The following is an 18239-nucleotide window of genomic DNA, read 5'->3' as shown; positions in this document are numbered from 1 at the left end:
GCACCAGCCTTATTGGCTTGGTATAATAGTAAGAATGCAAGTGAACGGAAAGGAAGCGGGTGAATGTCTATGATGCACCTCAATGAAAAGCTGCACGCGCTAATTGAGCAACAACTGAACGTCCATGTTGAGACGACGATTATGAAGCGGGGCTGGCATTATTACATGGAAGGTAAAGTGAACAGCGCGAATGAGGGGAGCCATGATCATCTTTATGGGGTCGTGCAAGGATCGGATCTTTATGCGGTCATCCTTGATGCTGGTCAGCTGCGTTATAGCTCATGTACTTGTCCCTATACAGGATTTTGCAAGCATATGGCTGCTGTTTATTTTCAATATTGCAGTCAGCAGGAAGGGGGACATACACTGGCAGAGCGATCCTATTTTCGCTTGCTGGGGTTGTCTTCCGCGAGTGCGCTGCTCAAAAATACACAGGCTGCAGCACCGCCGCCTGAAGCAGCGCCTGCTTTGCCTCGCGAGCCAGGTGAACAAGCGTCAGCTGAGGAGTGGCTGGAATGGATGGAAGCGACACATGGCGACGTTTGGCGGAAATGCCGGCACTCTCTCCATGCCCTTCAACCATTATTGTCCTCATTAAAGGGGCTGGCTAAGGATTGGGAAAAAAGGATGCAGCGTTTGCATTGGTCAACAGCCATCATCTTTGTGCTGGAGCAAGCAGAGCGAGCGATTAATACGGTGGACTCGTTCAGCAGATATTATCATGAAATGTCGTTCATCCGGATGGCAGAGCCTTGGGTGGAGCATTTATATACATTGGTATCCGAGCTAACTCCCGAAGCAATGGAGCTGCGGGAAGAAGCTTGGGCGGATGCATTAATCGCTCGAGTGAAAGTATGGGCATCGAGTACCGAAAAGCAGCTTTTTGACTGGGAGTATATCTATTTAGTTTTATGCGAGAAGCTTTCAGAGAGCCGCAGCTGGTTTGAGCGGGAGTTAGCTTCGATGGTTGAGCTGTCGATGAATGAAGATGTCGAAGACGTCAATAAGGCATTTTTGCATACTGCGATTGGCATCATGTATTTTTTTGACAAACAGGATGAGAAGGCAATTGCAAATTTTGCATTAACAAGCTTTGAGCGCTCTCAAAAAGTGATGTATCCTTGCGCCGCCCAGCGGATGGAAGAAGGAAAATGGGAGCTTGTAGAGCAGTGGATGAGCTTCTTGTTCGAGCGAATCAATAAATCGAAAAACGGCCGTTCGGTGGGACCGTTCGTTACATTATGCCGAAGAGCAGATCTTGACCGGCCTGAGATGCCGATATGGACCGATTATATGAAGCAATTGCTGCCCCATTCTTATTCAGAATTATCTGACCATTGGCTGGGTCAGAAGCGTTATGATGAATGGGCTGATTTGCAAATGCTGATTGGATCAAGCCCTGAGGATGTCGGCGCTCATGCGCTTCGAGAAATTGCTAAGCTTGCGCCTCGCGCGCTAATGCCCATGTATCATCAATCGGTTGAATCGTCTATCCAATCACGGAACCGTCAAGGCTACCGAATTGCGGTTAAGCAGCTTAAGAAGCTGGAGCGGTTATATAAAGCGGATAAAGATGAAGTGAGATGGAATCAATATATTTCTGGACTTGTAAGTAAGCATCAGCGATTGCGAGCATTTCAGGAAGAGCTGTGGAAAGGGAAAATAGTTACATGAGAACTTACATTGGCGCGCGCAAGTTGACGATAGACGGATTTTGGAACGAAGAAGAGGGTACGTCCATTTGGTTAAGCGCTGTCGATCGCAAGGATTCCGCGGATGGCAAGCTGCGATCCTTATTGTTCGCATGGCACAAGGCATCCTGGTATGGAGCGGATGTCGAGGAAGTCAGTGTTGGTGAGCGTAAGATGCTCAAGGTTCCGCCGCTCCTTGCCATTGATTATTTATCCTCGCCTCAGCATGTTCGCTTGCTTCAAGTAGAGTGGACGGAGCGTTTGACGGTCTTGATGCAAATGGCAGAGTTAATAAGAATTGCTCTACTTAATGGTTGGTATATGCCTGATTGGGAGCGTTGGACGGAAGAGAAGCGAAGCTGGAGAATGGCTATTCCTGAGCAGGATACCGAGCGCAACCAGCAATGGAATGCTATTGTAGCAGCTGCTAATCAGAACGGCGATAAAGGAATTGAACAGTGGATTAGCGGAGCAATTGAGCAAATGATTGAAGAAAACGAACAGGCTGCACAGGCTTGGAGAGAAATAGGCAATGCTTCTGGAGAAGCGGTGCTGAGGAGAAAAGCAGTTGATGAGGAAGATTGGCTCATTGCCATTGGGCTTAGGAAGGATGTCCTTCCATTCCGAATTGCGCTTCAGCTGGTGGAGCCGCAGGAATCATCCATTTGGAGGCTTCGACCCGCTCTGCAAAATCGTGATGGAGGACCGTGGCTGCCAATTCGCCAGAATATCAGTGAGGTAGGCTGGGAAGCGGATACGGATGATGGACAAATCATTCCGTCAGAATGGCTTCCGCTTCTAGATGGCAAGCTGGCTAAGGAGCAGCAAAAATGGATGAATGCTCTTCCTGATTTAACAGAAGCGGAAAACGACGGCAAGCTAAGATACACCTTATCGGATAATGAAGCATGGAAGTTTCTTGAGCATGCAAGCGTTCAATTGCTGGAAGCAGGTTGTCCGGTTTTATTGCCTAGCTGGTGGGAAGCGGTACGCAATCGCAAGCTTCGTTTGAAGGCGAAGATGAAATCTTCAGTAGGCTCAGCGGCTCAGCCCATGTTTGGACTTGATCAAATCGTACAATTTGATTGGAAGCTGGCTCTTGGTGATGTGAATTTGACCGAAGCCGAATTTCTGCAATTGGCAGAGCAAAACCGTCGTCTCTTCAATGTCGGAGGCGAATGGGTTCATTTGGACCCACAAGATGTGACGCAGATTAAACAGTGGCTGAAGCGGATGGGTAAGCGCAAAGGACTATCTTTCCGTGATGTGCTGGAAATGCATTTAAGAGGCGGCATCCCGCTCGATGACAGCGGTGAGCTTGATTCGTCTATGGACACGGAAGTTGAGCTGAATGACCATCTAACCGCATGGCTCACGCAGCTGCAGCAAATTAAGGAAATACCGCTGGCGGAAATTCCAGCGACGTTTTTGGGAGAGCTTCGACCATACCAGCATGAAGGCGTATCGTGGCTGCTTTTTCTTAGGAAATTCGGGCTTGGCGGTGTGCTTGCAGATGATATGGGACTCGGAAAAACGATTCAATTTATGGCTTACCTTGTTTATATTAAGGAGAAGAAGCTTCAAATGGGAGGGCCCTCACTGCTTATTTGCCCAACTTCAGTAATAGGCAACTGGGAGAAGGAGCTCGAGCGTTTTGCTCCTTCGCTTAATGTCATGCTGCATTACGGCAATAAACGGGAGAAAGGCGAATCTTTCCGCGATTCCGTTTCAGGGGCAGATTTGGTCATAACTTCTTACTCTTTGGCACAGCTGGATGAAGAAGATTTGTGTTTAGTGGATTGGGATGCTCTTTGCCTCGACGAAGCGCAAAATATTAAAAACGTATATACAAAACAATCTACAGCAATAAGGAGACTGCCTTCGAATCATCGCCTGGCACTGACAGGAACGCCGATGGAAAATCGATTGACAGAGCTCTGGTCGATCTATGATTTTATAAATCCGGGTTATCTTGGCAATATGACCGAGTTCCGCAAGGAGATCGTCACACCGATAGAGAAAACACGAGATGAGAAGCTTATTGCTGGCCTTCAAAGCTGGGTTAAACCATTCATGCTGCGAAGAATTAAGAAGGACCCTTCGATTCAGCTGTCTTTGCCGGATAAAAATGAAACGAAGCTGTATATGACGTTGACAGCTGAACAAGGTGCGATGTATGAGAATTTAGTCGCAGACCTCCTTGAGAATTTGGATAAACTAGGTCCGATGCAGCGCAGAGGTCTCATTCTTGCAGCTTTAACCAAGCTGAAACAATTATGTGATCATCCTTCCCTGCTTAATCATGAGGATACCGCGGCTTTATGGGAAATAGAACGTTCGAATAAAGTAGCAAGGCTGCTTGAAATGTGCGAGGAAATAGCTGCCGAAGGCGAACGCTGCCTTATCTTTACCCAATATATCGATATGGGGCACCAACTGAAGCAGCTGCTTGAGGAGCGTATTGGATTACCGGTTCCGTATTTGCATGGCGGCGTGCCTAAGGTGAAGCGGGATCAAATGATTGAGCAATTTCAAAATGCGGAGGAGCCGTGCTCTGCATTTGTCCTTTCACTAAAAGCGGGGGGAACGGGTCTTAATCTGACCGCCGCAAACCATGTTTTCCATTTTGACCGGTGGTGGAATCCTGCTGTTGAGAACCAAGCGACCGACCGGGCATTCCGAATCGGCCAGACGAAAAAGGTTCAGGTGCATAAGTTTATTACACTCGGAACGCTTGAAGAGAAGATCGACGAGATGATTGAGCGAAAGCAGTCGCTTAACGATCAAGTGGTCGGTCAATCGGAGCAGTGGATTACGGAAATGTCTACTGAGGATCTTAGGGAGCTTTTTGCACTGCGAAAAGGCTGGCTAAAGGGATGAGGGATATAATTGTCAGATGGCAGTTTACGTGCAAAACAAGAAAAATTGCAGCTTGAAGGTCAAAAAACGAATAGTGAAGATAAAACATCACATAATGAAAACAATATTATAGCGGAAAATAACCAAATTCAAGGTTCTATTCCAGAGTGGCAGCGATTTTATGAGGTTGTTAGAGGGATAACGAAGGATATGCGTTACTAAAACGTAAGATTAATTTACATAGCCCGTCGGGAAAAGTAACCCGACGGGCTATAAGATTTTATCCCTCTTTTGAAAAATGAGAGAATTGTCTCCCTAACTCGTCGTTTTTTTGACCTCCTTTGAATTGGTTCTGCAGGACTATAATAAATGTGCGAGGCAAACAAGCAACACCATAAACGAGGAGGTCTTCCCAATGAAAAAGAGATCTACACTAATTGCCACTACGCTGCTTTCCCTTATGATTGTCGCATCGGCGTGCGGCGGTAACAATGCTGGTAAAGGAAATGAAGGCGCTGCAACAAATGCACCAACGAATGCAGCAACGGATGCTCCAGCAACCGATGCACCAGCAAAGGACGTAACATTGTCCCTTCGCCACACTCAAATTAAAGAAACAAGCAAAACTCGTTTGAAAATTCTTGAAGATGTTGTTGCAAAAACACAAGACGAAAATAAAGGCCTTACTTTCAAGCTTGAAGGTATTGACGAGATCGTTAACCGCGATCAAAAGCTGAAAGCTGAAATGGCTGCTGGCAACCCTCCTGATATTTTTGAAGTATTCGGTGGAGCAGACCTTAACCTTTATGTAAAAGCTAACCGCATGCTTGACTTGACACCAATCATTGCAGAACTTGGTCTTACAGACAAATTTGCAAGCTTGGACGAGTTCACTGTAGATGGCAAAGTTTATGGTCTTCCTTTCGGCGGCTATAGCGAAGCGATTTTCTACAACAAGAAAATTTTCTCTGAGCTAGGCTTGGAAATTCCTACAACTTGGACGCAATTGGTTGAAATCTCCGAAAAAATCAAAACAGCTGGCTACACACCACTCGGTTTGGCTGCTAAAGACGGCTGGGTAAACGGTATGCTTTGGAACACAGTTATGGAGCGTAACGTTGGCATCCAAGCATTCAGCGATGTTGTTGCTGGCACTGCAAAATGGACTGATCCTAACTTCGTTAAAGGTCTAACTTCATATGCTGAGCTTGTTAACAAAGATTTCTTCACTAAAGGTGCTCTAGGTCTTGCTTATGCTGATCAAGGCGCGCAATTGCTTTCTGGTAAAGCTGCAATGGTATTCACAGGAACTTGGGATGCTAACCGCTTCTCAGGCGACGAAGCTGGCGATCTTAAAGGTCAAATCGGTTACTTCGGCTTCCCGTCAATCGAAGGCGGCGCTGGCGACCAAACTTCAATCAACGCTTCATACTCAAACGGCTTTGGTTTCTCTGCTACGCTAACTGAAGATCAAATTGCAGCAGTTAAGAAATTTATCGCTAACTTCTATTCCGAAGAGGTTCAAAAACGTACTTTGGTAGAAGACAAATTGCTTCCTTCTTTGAAACTAAGCGATCTATCTGGTGTTGACCCGCTTACAACTGAAATCTTGACGGTTATGGCTAACGCTTCCAGCTCATGGAAAGCTTATGATGCAATCGTTCAACCAGCAGTAGGCGCTGACATTAACGTTGGTATTCAAGAGCTTATCGGTAAAGTAAGCACACCAGAAAAAGTAGCTGCAAAAATTCAAGCATCGCAAGATAAAGCGAACGCAGCTAAGTAATCGCAACACATTACATTCGATCCTGCTATGCAAGAGGGTGTGCTTCCTTCCTGGAGGGCACCCTCTTTTAACGCTAGGACAAAAGGAGGACATTATGAACAGAGCGCTCAAAAATCCGATTACTTACGTGGCGTTCATTATTCCGACGCTTGCTTTATATGCTTTGTTTTTTGTTTATCCCGTTATCGTATCTTTTTTTTACGGTTTCTTTCGTTGGGATGGCATTACTGAGAAGGTGTTTATCGGATTTGATAACTTTACGAGATTGTGGCAGGATGAAATTTTTAGAAAAGCACTTTTAAACAACTTTTATTTCATGGCGTTTTCCCTAATCGTGAACATTCCGCTCGTCTTCTTGATTTCGATCATTATTAGTAAAGTTAGACGGATGCGTGACTTTTACAAATCGGCCGTATTTGTGCCGGTTGTTATATCGACGGCTACTGTAGCCATTTTGTTCGGCGTTTTGTACAACTATGATTCAGGAATGATCAATCAATTAATTCGTCTAGTTGCACCGGAAAGCTGGGCGCGCGAATGGTTGTCGGATCCCAAGCTTGCAATGCTCTCGATTCTTATCGCGAATGCATGGCAAAATATCGGCTTCTTCATAGTACTTTGTTTGGCAGCAATTCTAAACATTCCGAAAGAAATTATCGAAGCTTCTAAGCTGGATGGCGTAACCGGCTGGCAAGAAACATGGATGATCACATTGCCGCTCGTAAGACCAATCCTATTTGTAATGCTGCTTCTTTCTGTTTCGGGAACGATGAAGGTGCTTGATATCGTACAAATCATGACGAACGGCGGTCCTTTCCAATCCACAGAAGTTATGGCGACTTATATGCTTAAAGTTGGCTTCCGCTCTCTTGAACTTGGATATGGCAGCGCGATCGGTGTTGCGATGTTCATTATTATTTTGATTCTTACGGGTATTTTACAACGCATCACAAAAAGCGAGGAGGTGCAGTACTAATGGAACGTTCCCGAGGCACACAATGGTGGATGCATACATTTTTAATGGGGTATGTTGCAGTAGTGCTCTTCCCTCTGTTATGGTTATTCATGTCATCATTCAAAACAAACCGTGAAATAACAGTAAATACATGGTCTTTGCCAACTAGCTTTAACTTCGATAACTATATCGCTGCTTGGGAAACGGCTAATATTGGTAAATATGCGCTGAACAGTACAATTGTAACCGTTGCAGCTTGTGTATTGACGCTCCTTTTTGCAGCGATGACTTCATTTGCGATTGCGCGGATGAAATACACGAAGATGAATAAAGCTGTTTATAATTTCATTTTACTTGGCCTAATCGTCCCAGCGGGTGCATTGTTTATCCCGTTGTACCGTTTAATTCAAAAGATCCATTTGTTTGGACAGCCATTATACGATACGCATTGGTCATTAATTTTGGTATACACCACATATGCTTTGCCGATAACTGTGTTTATTATTTATGCATTTATGCTTTCGATTCCAAATGAGCTTGAGGAAGCTGGCATTATGGACGGGCTAGGCGCAAGCGGTCTGTTCTTCAGAATTATTATTCCGATTTCGATGCCGGCACTAGTTACTGTATTTATTTTAAATTTCATTGGCAACTGGAACGAATATATTTTGTCCCAACTATTTATAACATCTGAATCACTCAAAACACTGCCAACGGGTATGGCAACCTTTAATGATGGCTACCGCACAAACTTTGCATCGCTATCTGCTGCGGTAATCATAAGCATTATTCCGGTCCTGGTTGTGTATGTGTTCTTGCAGCGTCAAATCATTGAAGGTATGACTGCAGGCAGTGTGAAGGGTTAAGAAAGAAGGAGCCTCCTAGATGAACTTGAGACCGAAATTGATGCTTGCATTCATATTTCTGATCGTCATTCCGATGATTGGCCTCGGCATATTCTCATTCATTAACTCTGAGACGCTGCTGGAGAAAAAGTATAGCGAGCAAACCGAAATTTCGCTCAGGGCTGTAGGAGGCAATATTCATTATTTCTTTCGAGAGCTTGATCAGCTATCCGATGGTAATTTAACGAGCACAGAGGTGCAGGATACACTGAAATACAGCTCGTATAATTCTAATGATGCTGGCACGCTCATTCAAATTAACCAAGCAGAGAAAGAAATGAAACGGATTTTGTTCCAACATCCTGCTGTCAGCTTTGTTGTGCTGTACGCGAAGGATGGCACGATGTTTCGCTCTTATCGCAACGATCCGACGACGTTCAAACCTATTTCCTTCGATATGCTCAAACAGCATTCCGTCTATAAGGATGTTATGAATCTTGGCGGACGTCCGCTTTGGATTGGACCTTATGAACAGCGTGAGCTGACAGGTGTTGAACCGCCACTATTTACACAAATTCGAGTCGTTAAGGACATTGAGTCATTTAATGATTTGGGCGTAATGATTACGCAGTACAAAACGGAAGAAATATCGAGCATGCTCAAAACCTTTCAAAACCCGCAATCCAATGCAGCTGAAACAAGATACCTCATTGTCAATAAAGCAGGCCTTATTATGCTAGACAGCAAAAAAAAGATGGATGGTCATAATATAAATGAACAGACCGATTCATTGCCGCAGCACACGAATAACTACAACAGCTCGCGAGAAAAGTTTGAAGGAATAGACAGTCTGGTTTCTTCCTATCAATTGGATCGCAATGGTTGGATACTTGTGTCCATAAAGCCTTGGGATTCACTTACTAACGAAAATGTTCGGTTTGTCCAGTGGATTGGAATGATTACGGTCCTTGGTTTGCTATCGGCGGTGTTGTTCAACGTCTTTTTTGTTAACCGAGTAGCCAAAACGATCATTAAAGTTGTTCGTAAAATGAGATTGGTTGAGCAGGGATTACTTGATATTCGAGTAACAGCTCAAGGTAAGGATGAAACCGTTCTACTGGCCAACAGCTTCAATAGTATGGTTGAGCGAATCGGCAATTTGCTAAGTGAAGTGCGCAGAGAGCAGGCACGTAAGCAGCATGCGGAAATGATGCTTATGCAGGCACAGATTAAACCGCATTTCCTATTTAATACGCTTGAATCAATTAATGCTCTTGCAGCACAAAATGAAGGCGCAAAAATTATGTTAATGGTGCGCAGATTAAGCAATTTGCTTCGCACAAGCATGCATCAATCCGAAGAAATAAGGATCAGCCAAGAAATTGAGCATGTCCGCAGTTATTTGGAAATTCAGAAATACCGCTTCGAGGAGCTTTTCTCATACGAATTGAATGTCCCGGCAGAAGCACTTGATTTCTCCATACTAAAGCTTTCGCTTCAACCGCTCGTAGAAAATAGCATTCAGCATGGGTTTGATGGTTATGAAGACGGACAAGGCAGGATATCGATTGATGTAACTGCTGAGCCTCATCAGATCGTCATTATGGTTCGTGACAACGGATTAGGCATGAGCTCCAGAGTGCTGACTAAGCTGTCAGCAGAGTCAGACTCTGAAAGCAAGCAGACGGATGCTGCGCAAATGGGTGAGAGAAGAGGACTTGGATTACGAAATGTTGCAGATCGCTTGCGCATACATTATGGTCCTGCGTTCGGTTTGTGGATTTGTAGTCAAGAAGGCAGCGGGACCGTTATTCGCTGTGTAATTCCGAAGAGCAGAGGTGATCAGCTATGACGGGTAAAGTACTCCTAGTTGACGATGAGGCACATATTACGAGAAATTTAGAAAAAGTTATTCCCTGGGAAATGCTAGGGCTCACCGTTGGCGGTACAGCTAAAAATGGTGTTGAAGCGTTAGAGCTTATGGAGCAGCAACACTTTGATTTATTGCTGTGCGATATTCGCATGCCGGTTATGGACGGTTTGGAGCTTGTTCGGCATATCCGTGATAAAGCAATGGCTTGCGATATTATTATGCTGTCGGGATATCAGGATTTCGCTTATACGCGAACAGCAATTCAATTTGGCGTCAATGATTACGTCTTAAAGCCGATACCTTATGATGAATTAACAGGTGTTATTGCTAGAGTGATGTCTACTCAGCGCAGTAAGCAGAAGCTGCAGCAGGAAGAGAAGCAGAAGCTTGGCCGGATGATCGATCTCGCTAGCGAGAAAATTTTGTACGATATTATTATGGATTATACCGATGTTACTGCAGATAATTGGCTCTTGACCGGAGATGAACAGCAGCTCAAGCGGCAGCAGTTCGTCTTAATTGTGCTTGATCTTGATGTAAGCTCGGAGAAGACGAAGGATTGGCGCGACTGGTCCGATAAGGAAAGAAAGCTGTGGAATTTTGCTGTATGTAATGTACTGCGTGAGAAGCTGCAGCAAAATGGGCTGCATCATGCGGTTATTCAAATTCGAGATGGTGAGTGGTGTGTACTCATTGAAACGGAGAAAACGGCTGAATTTGATATTGCCTTCATTAAAAACTGGGCAGACATGTTGTTGTCTGCGATTAAGAGCCATGTAAAGCTGAATTTATTTGCAGGTATTTATCATAAGTTTGCAGCGGTTGCTGACTTATCCCAAGCCTATAAGCTAGTACAGCAAGGGATGCAGCTCACGCCTGTCCATGATATTATCGCCATTTATCCATCTGCTCAGCAAAAATCATCGCAAGCAGATCAAGCGTTTTGGGATACTGCAGAGAAATTAATTGGAGCGGTTAAACGCGGGGATACGATAAGCGTGGACAGCGAGCTTCAAAGTATTACGCTGCTGCTGCAGCGAATGAATGAGCCTTCATTAAATCGTGTGAAGCCGCTGCTTCATTTCTTTGTCCTGCATCTTATGCGTGAGATGAAAGAAATGGGCGTATTTACTCGCGAGCAAGAGGATATGCTTTGGCGCAGATTGGATCGCCGCTTTGGCATTAAGGATTTATTATCAGTTATTCGTCAAGTTACGAATACGGTCTCGGAGAAATCTATGGATAAGAAAAAGCAATCGGAACGTTCAATGGCTGAAGCGAAAGCCTTTTTGGACCGCAATCTTTATCGCGATCTAAGTGTAGAAGAAACGGCAACTCATGTCGGTTTAAGCACCTCTTATTTTAGTTTATTGTTCAAGCAGACTTTTGGCGAAACGTTTATCGAATATGTAACGCGGCAGCGGATGGAGCGCGCGAAGGCAATGCTTGGGGAATCGCTCAAGAGTGTTGCACAAATCGCGAAGGAAGTCGGTTATGCGGAGCGGCGATATTTCACAAAAGTATTTATGAAATATACAGGTGAGAATCCTACCGATTATCGTACGAGACGGCAAGAGGGCGGACAACATAACGAGGCTTTAAATGAGCCGTCGTAATAGGGTTGATAAGTGAAGGGACGGGGAAGCATTGACGACAACGCGTGAGTGGGATAACTGGAGCTTGAAGAAGAAGGTTGGACAATTATTTGTATTTGGTTTTCATGGCTTTGAGCCAACGGCGCAAATCAAACAGTTAATTGAAACGAGCGGCATTGGCGGAACGATCTATTTTTCCCGCAATGTGAAGGATGCTAAGCAGGTGCACAAGCTTAGCGGCGAGCTTCAAAGCATCGCAAGAAAAGCTGGCAATCCGCCTCTATTCGTAGCGATCGATCAAGAAGGCGGCATGGTTGCAAGACTAGTTGACGGTGTAACGCTTATGCCGGGCAACATGGCACTTGGTGCAACCGGCGATAAGGAGAGCGCTAGAGAGACAGCATTTGTATGTGGTGAAGAGCTTCGTCAATTGGGTGTTACGATGAATTATGCGCCTTGTATTGATGTTAACAATAATCCGGATAATCCCGTTATTAATGTACGTTCGTATAGCGACCGCTCTGATGTCGTTGCGGAACTCGGAGCAGCCGCAGTAGCAGGCTATCAAGCTGCACGAGTTGCTGCGACAGTTAAGCATTTTCCAGGGCATGGCGATACGGCGGTGGATTCCCATCATGCGCTGCCGATATTGCTGCATGGGCGTGATCGGTTAGACGCGATTGAGTTGAAGCCGTTTCGCGCTGCAATTGAAGCAGGTACGGACTGCATTATGACAGCGCATGTTTGCTTGCCTGCGCTTGATCCATCAGGCGTGCCATCGACTTTGTCAGAGCCTGTCATCACGGGTTTACTGCGCAAAGAGCTTGGTTATGACGGGATTGTTGTGACAGATTGTTTAGAGATGGATGCGATTGATAAAACCTATGGACCAGAGCAAGGCGCTATTAAGGCGCTGCAAGCGGGAGCCGATATGGTGCTGATCAGCCATACATTTGATAAACAATGGGCTGCCCTAGAAGCCGTTGTGCGTGCTGTTGAGAATGGTGAACTTGCAGAAGCTCGTATTAACGAGGCGCTTAATCGGATTATGACACTTAAGGAGAAGCTTGTGCTTGAGGAGCCTTTGCTGCCGTGGTCACAAGTGGAATGGGAAATTGGTACGGAAGTAAATCGAGCTGTTGCAATTAAATGGAGTGAGGCTTCAGTTACGCTAGTAAAAGATGAAGGGCCATTGCTGCCATTAAGCCGCGAGAAAAGCACGCTCGTATTGTGGCCGAAAATAGTACCTGTTTCGGTAGCTGACGAAATGCTTTCAGGCGACGGCTCATTAGGTCACTTTCTTGGAGAGTATGGAGCTAATATCGTCGAGCGTCAAATGGATGATGACCATCCATTCGCTGATTTGGAAACATTCTCACAAATCGTCGTTGTCACTTACGACGCTTCGAAGCATCCCGTAGAGCGCGATATTGCACGCGAGGTCGTAAAATTGGCACCGGAGCGTACGATAGCTGTGTCGGTTCGGAACCCGCTTGATCTATTGCTATACCCGGAAGTAAAAACGTACATGGCAGTGTATGAGTGTCGTCCACTCGCGCTTGCTGCTGCTGCGAGAGTATTGTTAGGTGATCTTAAGCCGCAAGGCAAGCTGCCGTTAGAAATTTCGGCTGCGTACCCATTCGGCTGGAGTGCTGCTGTTCATAGCTAATATAAACCAAAGCCGGGCCGCGAGATATATCTCGCGGCCATTTTGTATGGAACACTTATTGTCCAATTAAATTGGAATAGGTTAAGTCATGCAAAATATAAGCAAGGAAAAAAACAACACAGTCATTCTCATAGCGATGCTGAACCTTAACCAGCTGGTTATAATAAGTATCAGCGTAATGAGGATTATTTCGCATCTCAAGGCTTGCTTTGATTAAGGCGTCCAGCTTGTCAGAAATATCAACGAGCTCACCGTTTGCATCTGCTGACTTGCTGTGCACAATGAACTCGGTCATATCTTCATGAAAAAACGATGGAAGCTTATTAATCATGAACTGAGCGGTTTCTTTCTCGTATTGCTCGAAAGCGTGTTTAATGTCTGGATTATTGTGCTTGAAATTCGATACAACATCGCCGGATAAAGCTTCAGGCAAATCATGAAGGGCAGCTTTGGCGAGCAGCTTATAGAGATCGATATTTTTATTGCCGAAGCGCTCGATTTCAAGCAGCCCATTAAACAAAGCAAGTGAAGCGACTCGGAAGGAATGTGTCGCATCATTGTCTGGAACGAGATTATAGCTGCCGTTCCATCTTTTTACGGTATCGAGATTCATAATATATTGGATAAATTCATAAAAGCCATCATGTTTATCGTACTCATCGAGCAGCCAGTGTATGGATGGAAGCTCTGTGCTTCGCAGCACTTGTTCGAGCTCCTTATATTTGGCATGAAAAAAAGGATTCGTGTCATAACGGGATTCTCTGTGACAATACAAATAGGCATCCAGCGTATCGATGGCATCAACTAAGCGTCCAATAGGTGAATCATCTTGTGCATGGACGATAAAATCGAAGGCTTGAGCCTGTAGAGACTTGGATAGGTACGAGACAATCTCCTTGCTAAGTTCCATCTCGAAGTCTCGGATATGATTCATAACGAGCGATTCTTTTTTGGTGACATGTTTAATGGAGCCGGTGCCCGTGTTTTTGAGATCACCCCATAAGCATCTTCCGACAAGCTTCAGCTTATCTAACGGCTGCTTGAATATTTTTTCTTCAATAATACCAATCAAAATCGACAATGCAGCGCATCTAAAGCTATGAGCGGAGGCGTTATCCTCAAATCGTGGAGCGTATTCGCTCCATCTAGGTACATATTGCATCCGAATGATCGTATTGGTGAATTTACCGTTTTTCATAAATCGGGCTCCTTTTTAGTCGAAGTTCAAGAGTTTCCGTTCATGTGCGGAGTGTCTATGTTATTATATAGCTTATGTACAAAATCGACTAGAAGAGGTAAATGAGGGAAAGATCATGCGTGAATGGGGTTTAGCTTTTAACCAGCAATTTGAGAGATGGATGTTCATCATTATTCCAGGATCGTTGATACTTGGCTTTCTATTTGCAACACAGCTTCAGCCTTTTATTGAAATGGTTCCATACCTATTTGCCTATGTGACGCTAACGATGGCCATTGGCTGCGGATTAGGACAATTGCGAGAGGTATTGAAGCGGCCGGGCATTATGGGGCTTACTTTTTTGATCGCTCATGTCGTATCTCCGCTGGTAGCCTATGGACTTGGGGCACTCGCATTTGGTGCAGATTCGCCCTATGTGGTGGGCCTCGTTTTGTTTACGCTTATACCAATCGGAGTGTCTACCGTGCTATGGGTTGGCATGTCAGGAGGCAGCGTTCCGCTTATGCTAGCCATGGTTGTGCTCGATTCAGCGCTTAGTCCACTGGTTGTGCCGGCGGGTATCCATCTGTTCTTTGACTCCGCTGTTGAAGTGAAGGCAGGACCCATTATTGTTGATTTGCTCGTTATTATTGTACTTCCTACGATCATTGGCGTCGCCCTTAATCAAATGAGCCGAGGACGTATTCAAAGCATCGTGCAGCCGTTTACAGCACCGCTTTCCAAGCTTTGTTTCGTCGGTGTTGTCGCGTTAAATGCATCGGCTATTGCGCCGCATTTAGGAGAACTGAAGCAGGATATGCTGCTGCTCGTTCCGATTGTTGTGCTGCTGGTTAGTGCCTGTTACGCCTTCGGCTACATTGGAACGGCGCCGCTTCGCAAACGCGAGCAGCAGGTGACGGTTTCCTATGCAACAGGAATGCGCAACATTTCTCTTGGCATTGTGCTGGCGCTCGGTTATTTCAGTCCAATAGCGGCTGTGCCTGTTGTGTTGTCGATTCTTATTCAGCAGCCTTTAGCAACCGTGTACCATTATGTTTTACAAAAACTTAATAATCACAAGGGTAGCGAAAGTACTGCGACGCATGTACCATAAACGATGTGTGCATGATTAAACATAAGGAGTGAATGTTAATGAACAGCTTCCGCACTAGGCTGACGCTCATCATGATTGCGATGATCGCATTATCGGTCAGTGCAGCAGGATTATTTATGGTCAAAACGTTCAAAGAAAACCATATCAACGCGCTTGAAGACAATATGGTTCGTGAGATGCAGATCATCTCGGCAAAAATGAATTGGAAATCAGGCGAAATTTCCTCCTTATATGACTATTATACAGATGAGGCAAAGGAGCTCCAGCGTTATGCGGGTGCTCGAGTAACCTTTATTCGCAATGATGGTGTGGTGTTAGGTGATTCAAATGGAGATCCTCGGGATATGGACAATCATCTAAACCGTACCGAAGTTAAGGAAGCATTGGCTACAGGAACAGGAAGATCGATTCGGGCCAGTGAAACGGTTAGACAAAATATGATGTATGTCGCTATTCCTGTGACGGTGGTGCCGGGTCAAGCGCCTGATGTCATTCGCCTTGCGATGAGTTTGAAGGAAGTTGATGAAAGCATACGTCAATTGACGATGATGCTGTTTTTAGGTTTGCTTGTACTTTTCCTTATTGCAGCTTTTATTAGCTATCGCTTGGCACTTGGTCTGACAAGACCTCTGGAGCAAATTACGAAGGTTGCTAAACGCATCAAAAACATGGATTATTTGGCAAGAGTAAAAGTGATGAAGCAAGATGAAATTGGTGAGCTTGGAAATGCTATTAATGCGATGGCAGACAGCTTGCAAGTTCAAATGACGCGTATTCAGCAAAATGAGAATCAGCTTGAGAGTGTTCTCGATAATATGATTAACGGAATCGTCATGATCGACCTAAATGGAAAAATCGTATTGATGAACAGACGTGCAGAGGAAGTGCTCGGCTTCTCCGCTCGTGAGCTCGTTGGCCGCCATTATGCGGAAGCGAAGCAGCAATACGAGCTGTCGCAAATGATTCAAGAGGGTCTTAAAAGCAAACAGCATCTGCGTGAGGAAATTACGTTTTATTTTCCAGAGGAGAGGCTGCTGGAGCTTAATCTGGTGCCGATTCATCCGGAAGGGAATGATTTCTCTGGTGTGCTGCTCGTATTGCAGGACGTTTCCGCTATTCGCAGACTGGAGAGGATGCGCAGTGAATTTGTCGCAAACGTCTCCCATGAGCTGAAGACGCCAATTACTGCAGTAAAAGGTTTTGCTGAGACGCTGCTTGGCGGCGCGGTTAACGATGAGGAAACAGCACGTTCTTTCTTGCAAATTATATTTGATGAGTCAGATCGACTTAACCGATTGATCGGAGATATATTGGAGCTGTCCAAAATCGAGTCACGGCGAGTGCCGCTTGTCTTCTCGCCTGTAGAAGTGGATACATTCGTTCACAAATCGATTAAGCTGATGGAATCAGAAGCGGTACGCAAAAGAATTGAGCTCAGCATGAACATCGAGCCGGGTCTTTATGTTGAAGCCGATGAGGATCGTTTGCGTCAAATCATTATGAATTTGTTATCGAACGGGATTAACTACACGCCTGAAGGGGGCAGAGTATCCTTAAAGGTTGAAGGTTTGGGCGATGATCATATTCGCATTCAAATTAGCGATTCCGGCATAGGTATTCCGAAAAAGGATTTGCCGCGTATATTTGAACGCTTTTATCGCGTAGACAAAGCACGTTCGCGCAGCTCAGGCGGTACGGGGCTTGGATTATCGATCGTTAAGCATCTCGTTGAGCTTCATAAAGGTACCATTACGGTAACAAGCGATGTTGGTGTAGGCTCTACATTCACGATCGAGCTGCCTGTACTGCAATAGAAAAAAAGATTTACCTATTCTTCATGAATCCGTGATAAACTAAAGCTAAACGTTCTAAATATGCGGATGCGGCGTCTTTGGCGCCGCCATTCGCCAGGTTGGAGGTAACATGTCGCATAAAGTGCTCGTCATTGAAGATGAACCGACATTAGCAAGGCTTTTGTCGTACAATTTGACCCAAGAGGGCTATGAAACGACCGTTATCGATCATGGCGGGGAAGGCTTGCAGACGGCTTTGCAGCGTAATTTCGATTTGGTCATCTTAGATATCATGCTTCCTGGCATGAACGGCTTTGAAATATTAAACCGTCTTCGCCAAAATGGCGTAAGAACACCGGTCATTATTTTAACAGCTCGCAATGCGGAGGAAGAGGTTGTGCAAGGACTGAAGCATGGTGCTGATGATTATATTACGAAGCCGTTTGGCGTGGCTGAGCTTCTAGCACGCGTATCCGCGGTGCTTCGTCGGACACAGCTTGATGATAGCAAGCCGATCGAGTCTTCAGAAAAAGTCATTACAGCTGGTGATTTGTCCATCTATCCCGAGAAGTATGAGGTCATCTTAAACGGCGATACGATTCCGCTTAGACCGAAGGAGTTCGAGGTTCTGCTTTATTTAGTACAGCGTCCAGGCATGGTAATTACGCGGGATGATCTTATGAATGTCGTGTGGGGCTTCGATTATATCGGCGGCCAACGTACGGTTGATGTTCATGTGAGCTCATTGCGGAAGAAGCTGGAGCTTGGTCAGCAATCTGTACAAATCGAATCGATCCGTGGTGTAGGTTATAAGCTCGTTATGCCAAAAAAGCTCGTTACCCCGAAATTATAGGGTGGACGAGCTTTTTCTAATAGTTATGA

Annotated in this window: 13 protein-coding genes; 12 read left to right on the top strand and 1 reads right to left on the bottom strand. The window is 45.2% G+C overall.

The window, feature by feature from the left end; genetic code table 11:
* Positions 1–63: 63 nt before the first annotated feature.
* From BK120_RS24925 to BK120_RS24885, 9 genes are all read left to right on the top strand, one after another.
* Positions 64–1674 carry an SWIM zinc finger family protein gene (locus BK120_RS24925; RefSeq protein WP_076270210.1) on the top strand — a complete coding sequence of 537 codons (1611 nt, stop codon included), beginning with the start codon at positions 64–66 and terminating at the stop codon, positions 1672–1674.
* Positions 1671–4571 carry a DEAD/DEAH box helicase gene (locus BK120_RS24920; protein WP_076270209.1) on the top strand — a complete coding sequence of 967 codons (2901 nt, stop codon included), beginning with the start codon at positions 1671–1673 and terminating at the stop codon, positions 4569–4571. Before BK120_RS24925 ends, BK120_RS24920 begins: the two co-directional genes overlap by 4 nt.
* Before the next feature lie 9 nt (positions 4572–4580).
* Positions 4581–4772 (top strand): hypothetical protein, encoded by a 192-nt coding sequence (locus BK120_RS24915; protein ID WP_076270208.1) that lies wholly within the window; start codon positions 4581–4583, stop codon positions 4770–4772.
* A gap of 193 nt (positions 4773–4965) precedes the next feature.
* Complete coding sequence (locus BK120_RS24910) at positions 4966–6336, top strand: extracellular solute-binding protein (RefSeq protein WP_076270207.1); 1371 nt, start codon at positions 4966–4968, stop codon at positions 6334–6336.
* A 94-nt stretch (positions 6337–6430) separates the two neighbouring features.
* Entirely contained in the window at positions 6431–7312 is an 882-nt protein-coding gene (locus tag BK120_RS24905) for a carbohydrate ABC transporter permease (RefSeq protein ID WP_076270206.1), read from the top strand.
* Complete coding sequence (locus BK120_RS24900; RefSeq protein ID WP_076270205.1) at positions 7312–8157, top strand: carbohydrate ABC transporter permease; 846 nt, start codon at positions 7312–7314, stop codon at positions 8155–8157. Before BK120_RS24905 ends, BK120_RS24900 begins: the two co-directional genes overlap by 1 nt.
* Before the next feature lie 19 nt (positions 8158–8176).
* Positions 8177–9988, top strand: coding sequence for a cache domain-containing sensor histidine kinase (locus BK120_RS24895; protein WP_076270204.1), 1812 nt, complete (start codon positions 8177–8179; stop codon positions 9986–9988).
* A complete protein-coding gene (locus BK120_RS24890) occupies positions 9985–11625 on the top strand; it encodes a response regulator transcription factor (RefSeq protein ID WP_076270203.1) in 1641 nt (546 codons plus the stop codon). The genes BK120_RS24895 and BK120_RS24890 overlap by 4 nt, the downstream gene beginning before the upstream one ends.
* Positions 11626–11656: 31 nt before the next feature.
* Positions 11657–13273, top strand: a complete 1617-nt coding sequence (locus BK120_RS24885; protein WP_076270202.1) for a glycoside hydrolase family 3 protein — start codon at positions 11657–11659, stop codon at positions 13271–13273.
* A gap of 55 nt (positions 13274–13328) precedes the next feature.
* Here the strand turns inward: BK120_RS24885 and BK120_RS24880 are convergent, their stop codons facing one another.
* Complete coding sequence (locus tag BK120_RS24880; RefSeq protein WP_076270201.1) at positions 13329–14471, bottom strand: YfbR-like 5'-deoxynucleotidase; 1143 nt, start codon at positions 14469–14471, stop codon at positions 13329–13331.
* Positions 14472–14586: 115 nt separating this feature from the next.
* Here BK120_RS24880 and BK120_RS24875 point away from each other — a divergent pair, with 115 nt between their 5' ends.
* The 3 genes from BK120_RS24875 to BK120_RS24865 all read left to right on the top strand — a co-directional run bounded on the left by BK120_RS24875 (position 14587) and on the right by BK120_RS24865 (position 18210).
* Positions 14587–15564: a bile acid:sodium symporter family protein gene (locus BK120_RS24875; RefSeq protein WP_083682411.1), complete on the top strand. Its 978-nt coding sequence runs from the start codon at positions 14587–14589 to the stop codon at positions 15562–15564.
* A gap of 38 nt (positions 15565–15602) precedes the next feature.
* Positions 15603–17378, top strand: a complete 1776-nt coding sequence (pnpS, locus tag BK120_RS24870) for a two-component system histidine kinase PnpS (RefSeq protein WP_076270200.1) — start codon at positions 15603–15605, stop codon at positions 17376–17378.
* Between the two features lie 109 nt (positions 17379–17487).
* Positions 17488–18210 carry a response regulator transcription factor gene (locus BK120_RS24865; protein ID WP_076270199.1) on the top strand — a complete coding sequence of 241 codons (723 nt, stop codon included), beginning with the start codon at positions 17488–17490 and terminating at the stop codon, positions 18208–18210.
* Positions 18211–18239: the final 29 nt, after the last annotated feature.

This window comes from Paenibacillus sp. FSL A5-0031 (genome assembly GCF_001956295.1).
Taxonomy (GTDB): domain Bacteria; phylum Bacillota; class Bacilli; order Paenibacillales; family Paenibacillaceae; genus Pristimantibacillus.
This window is presented reverse-complemented; position numbering and strand designations above follow the sequence as displayed.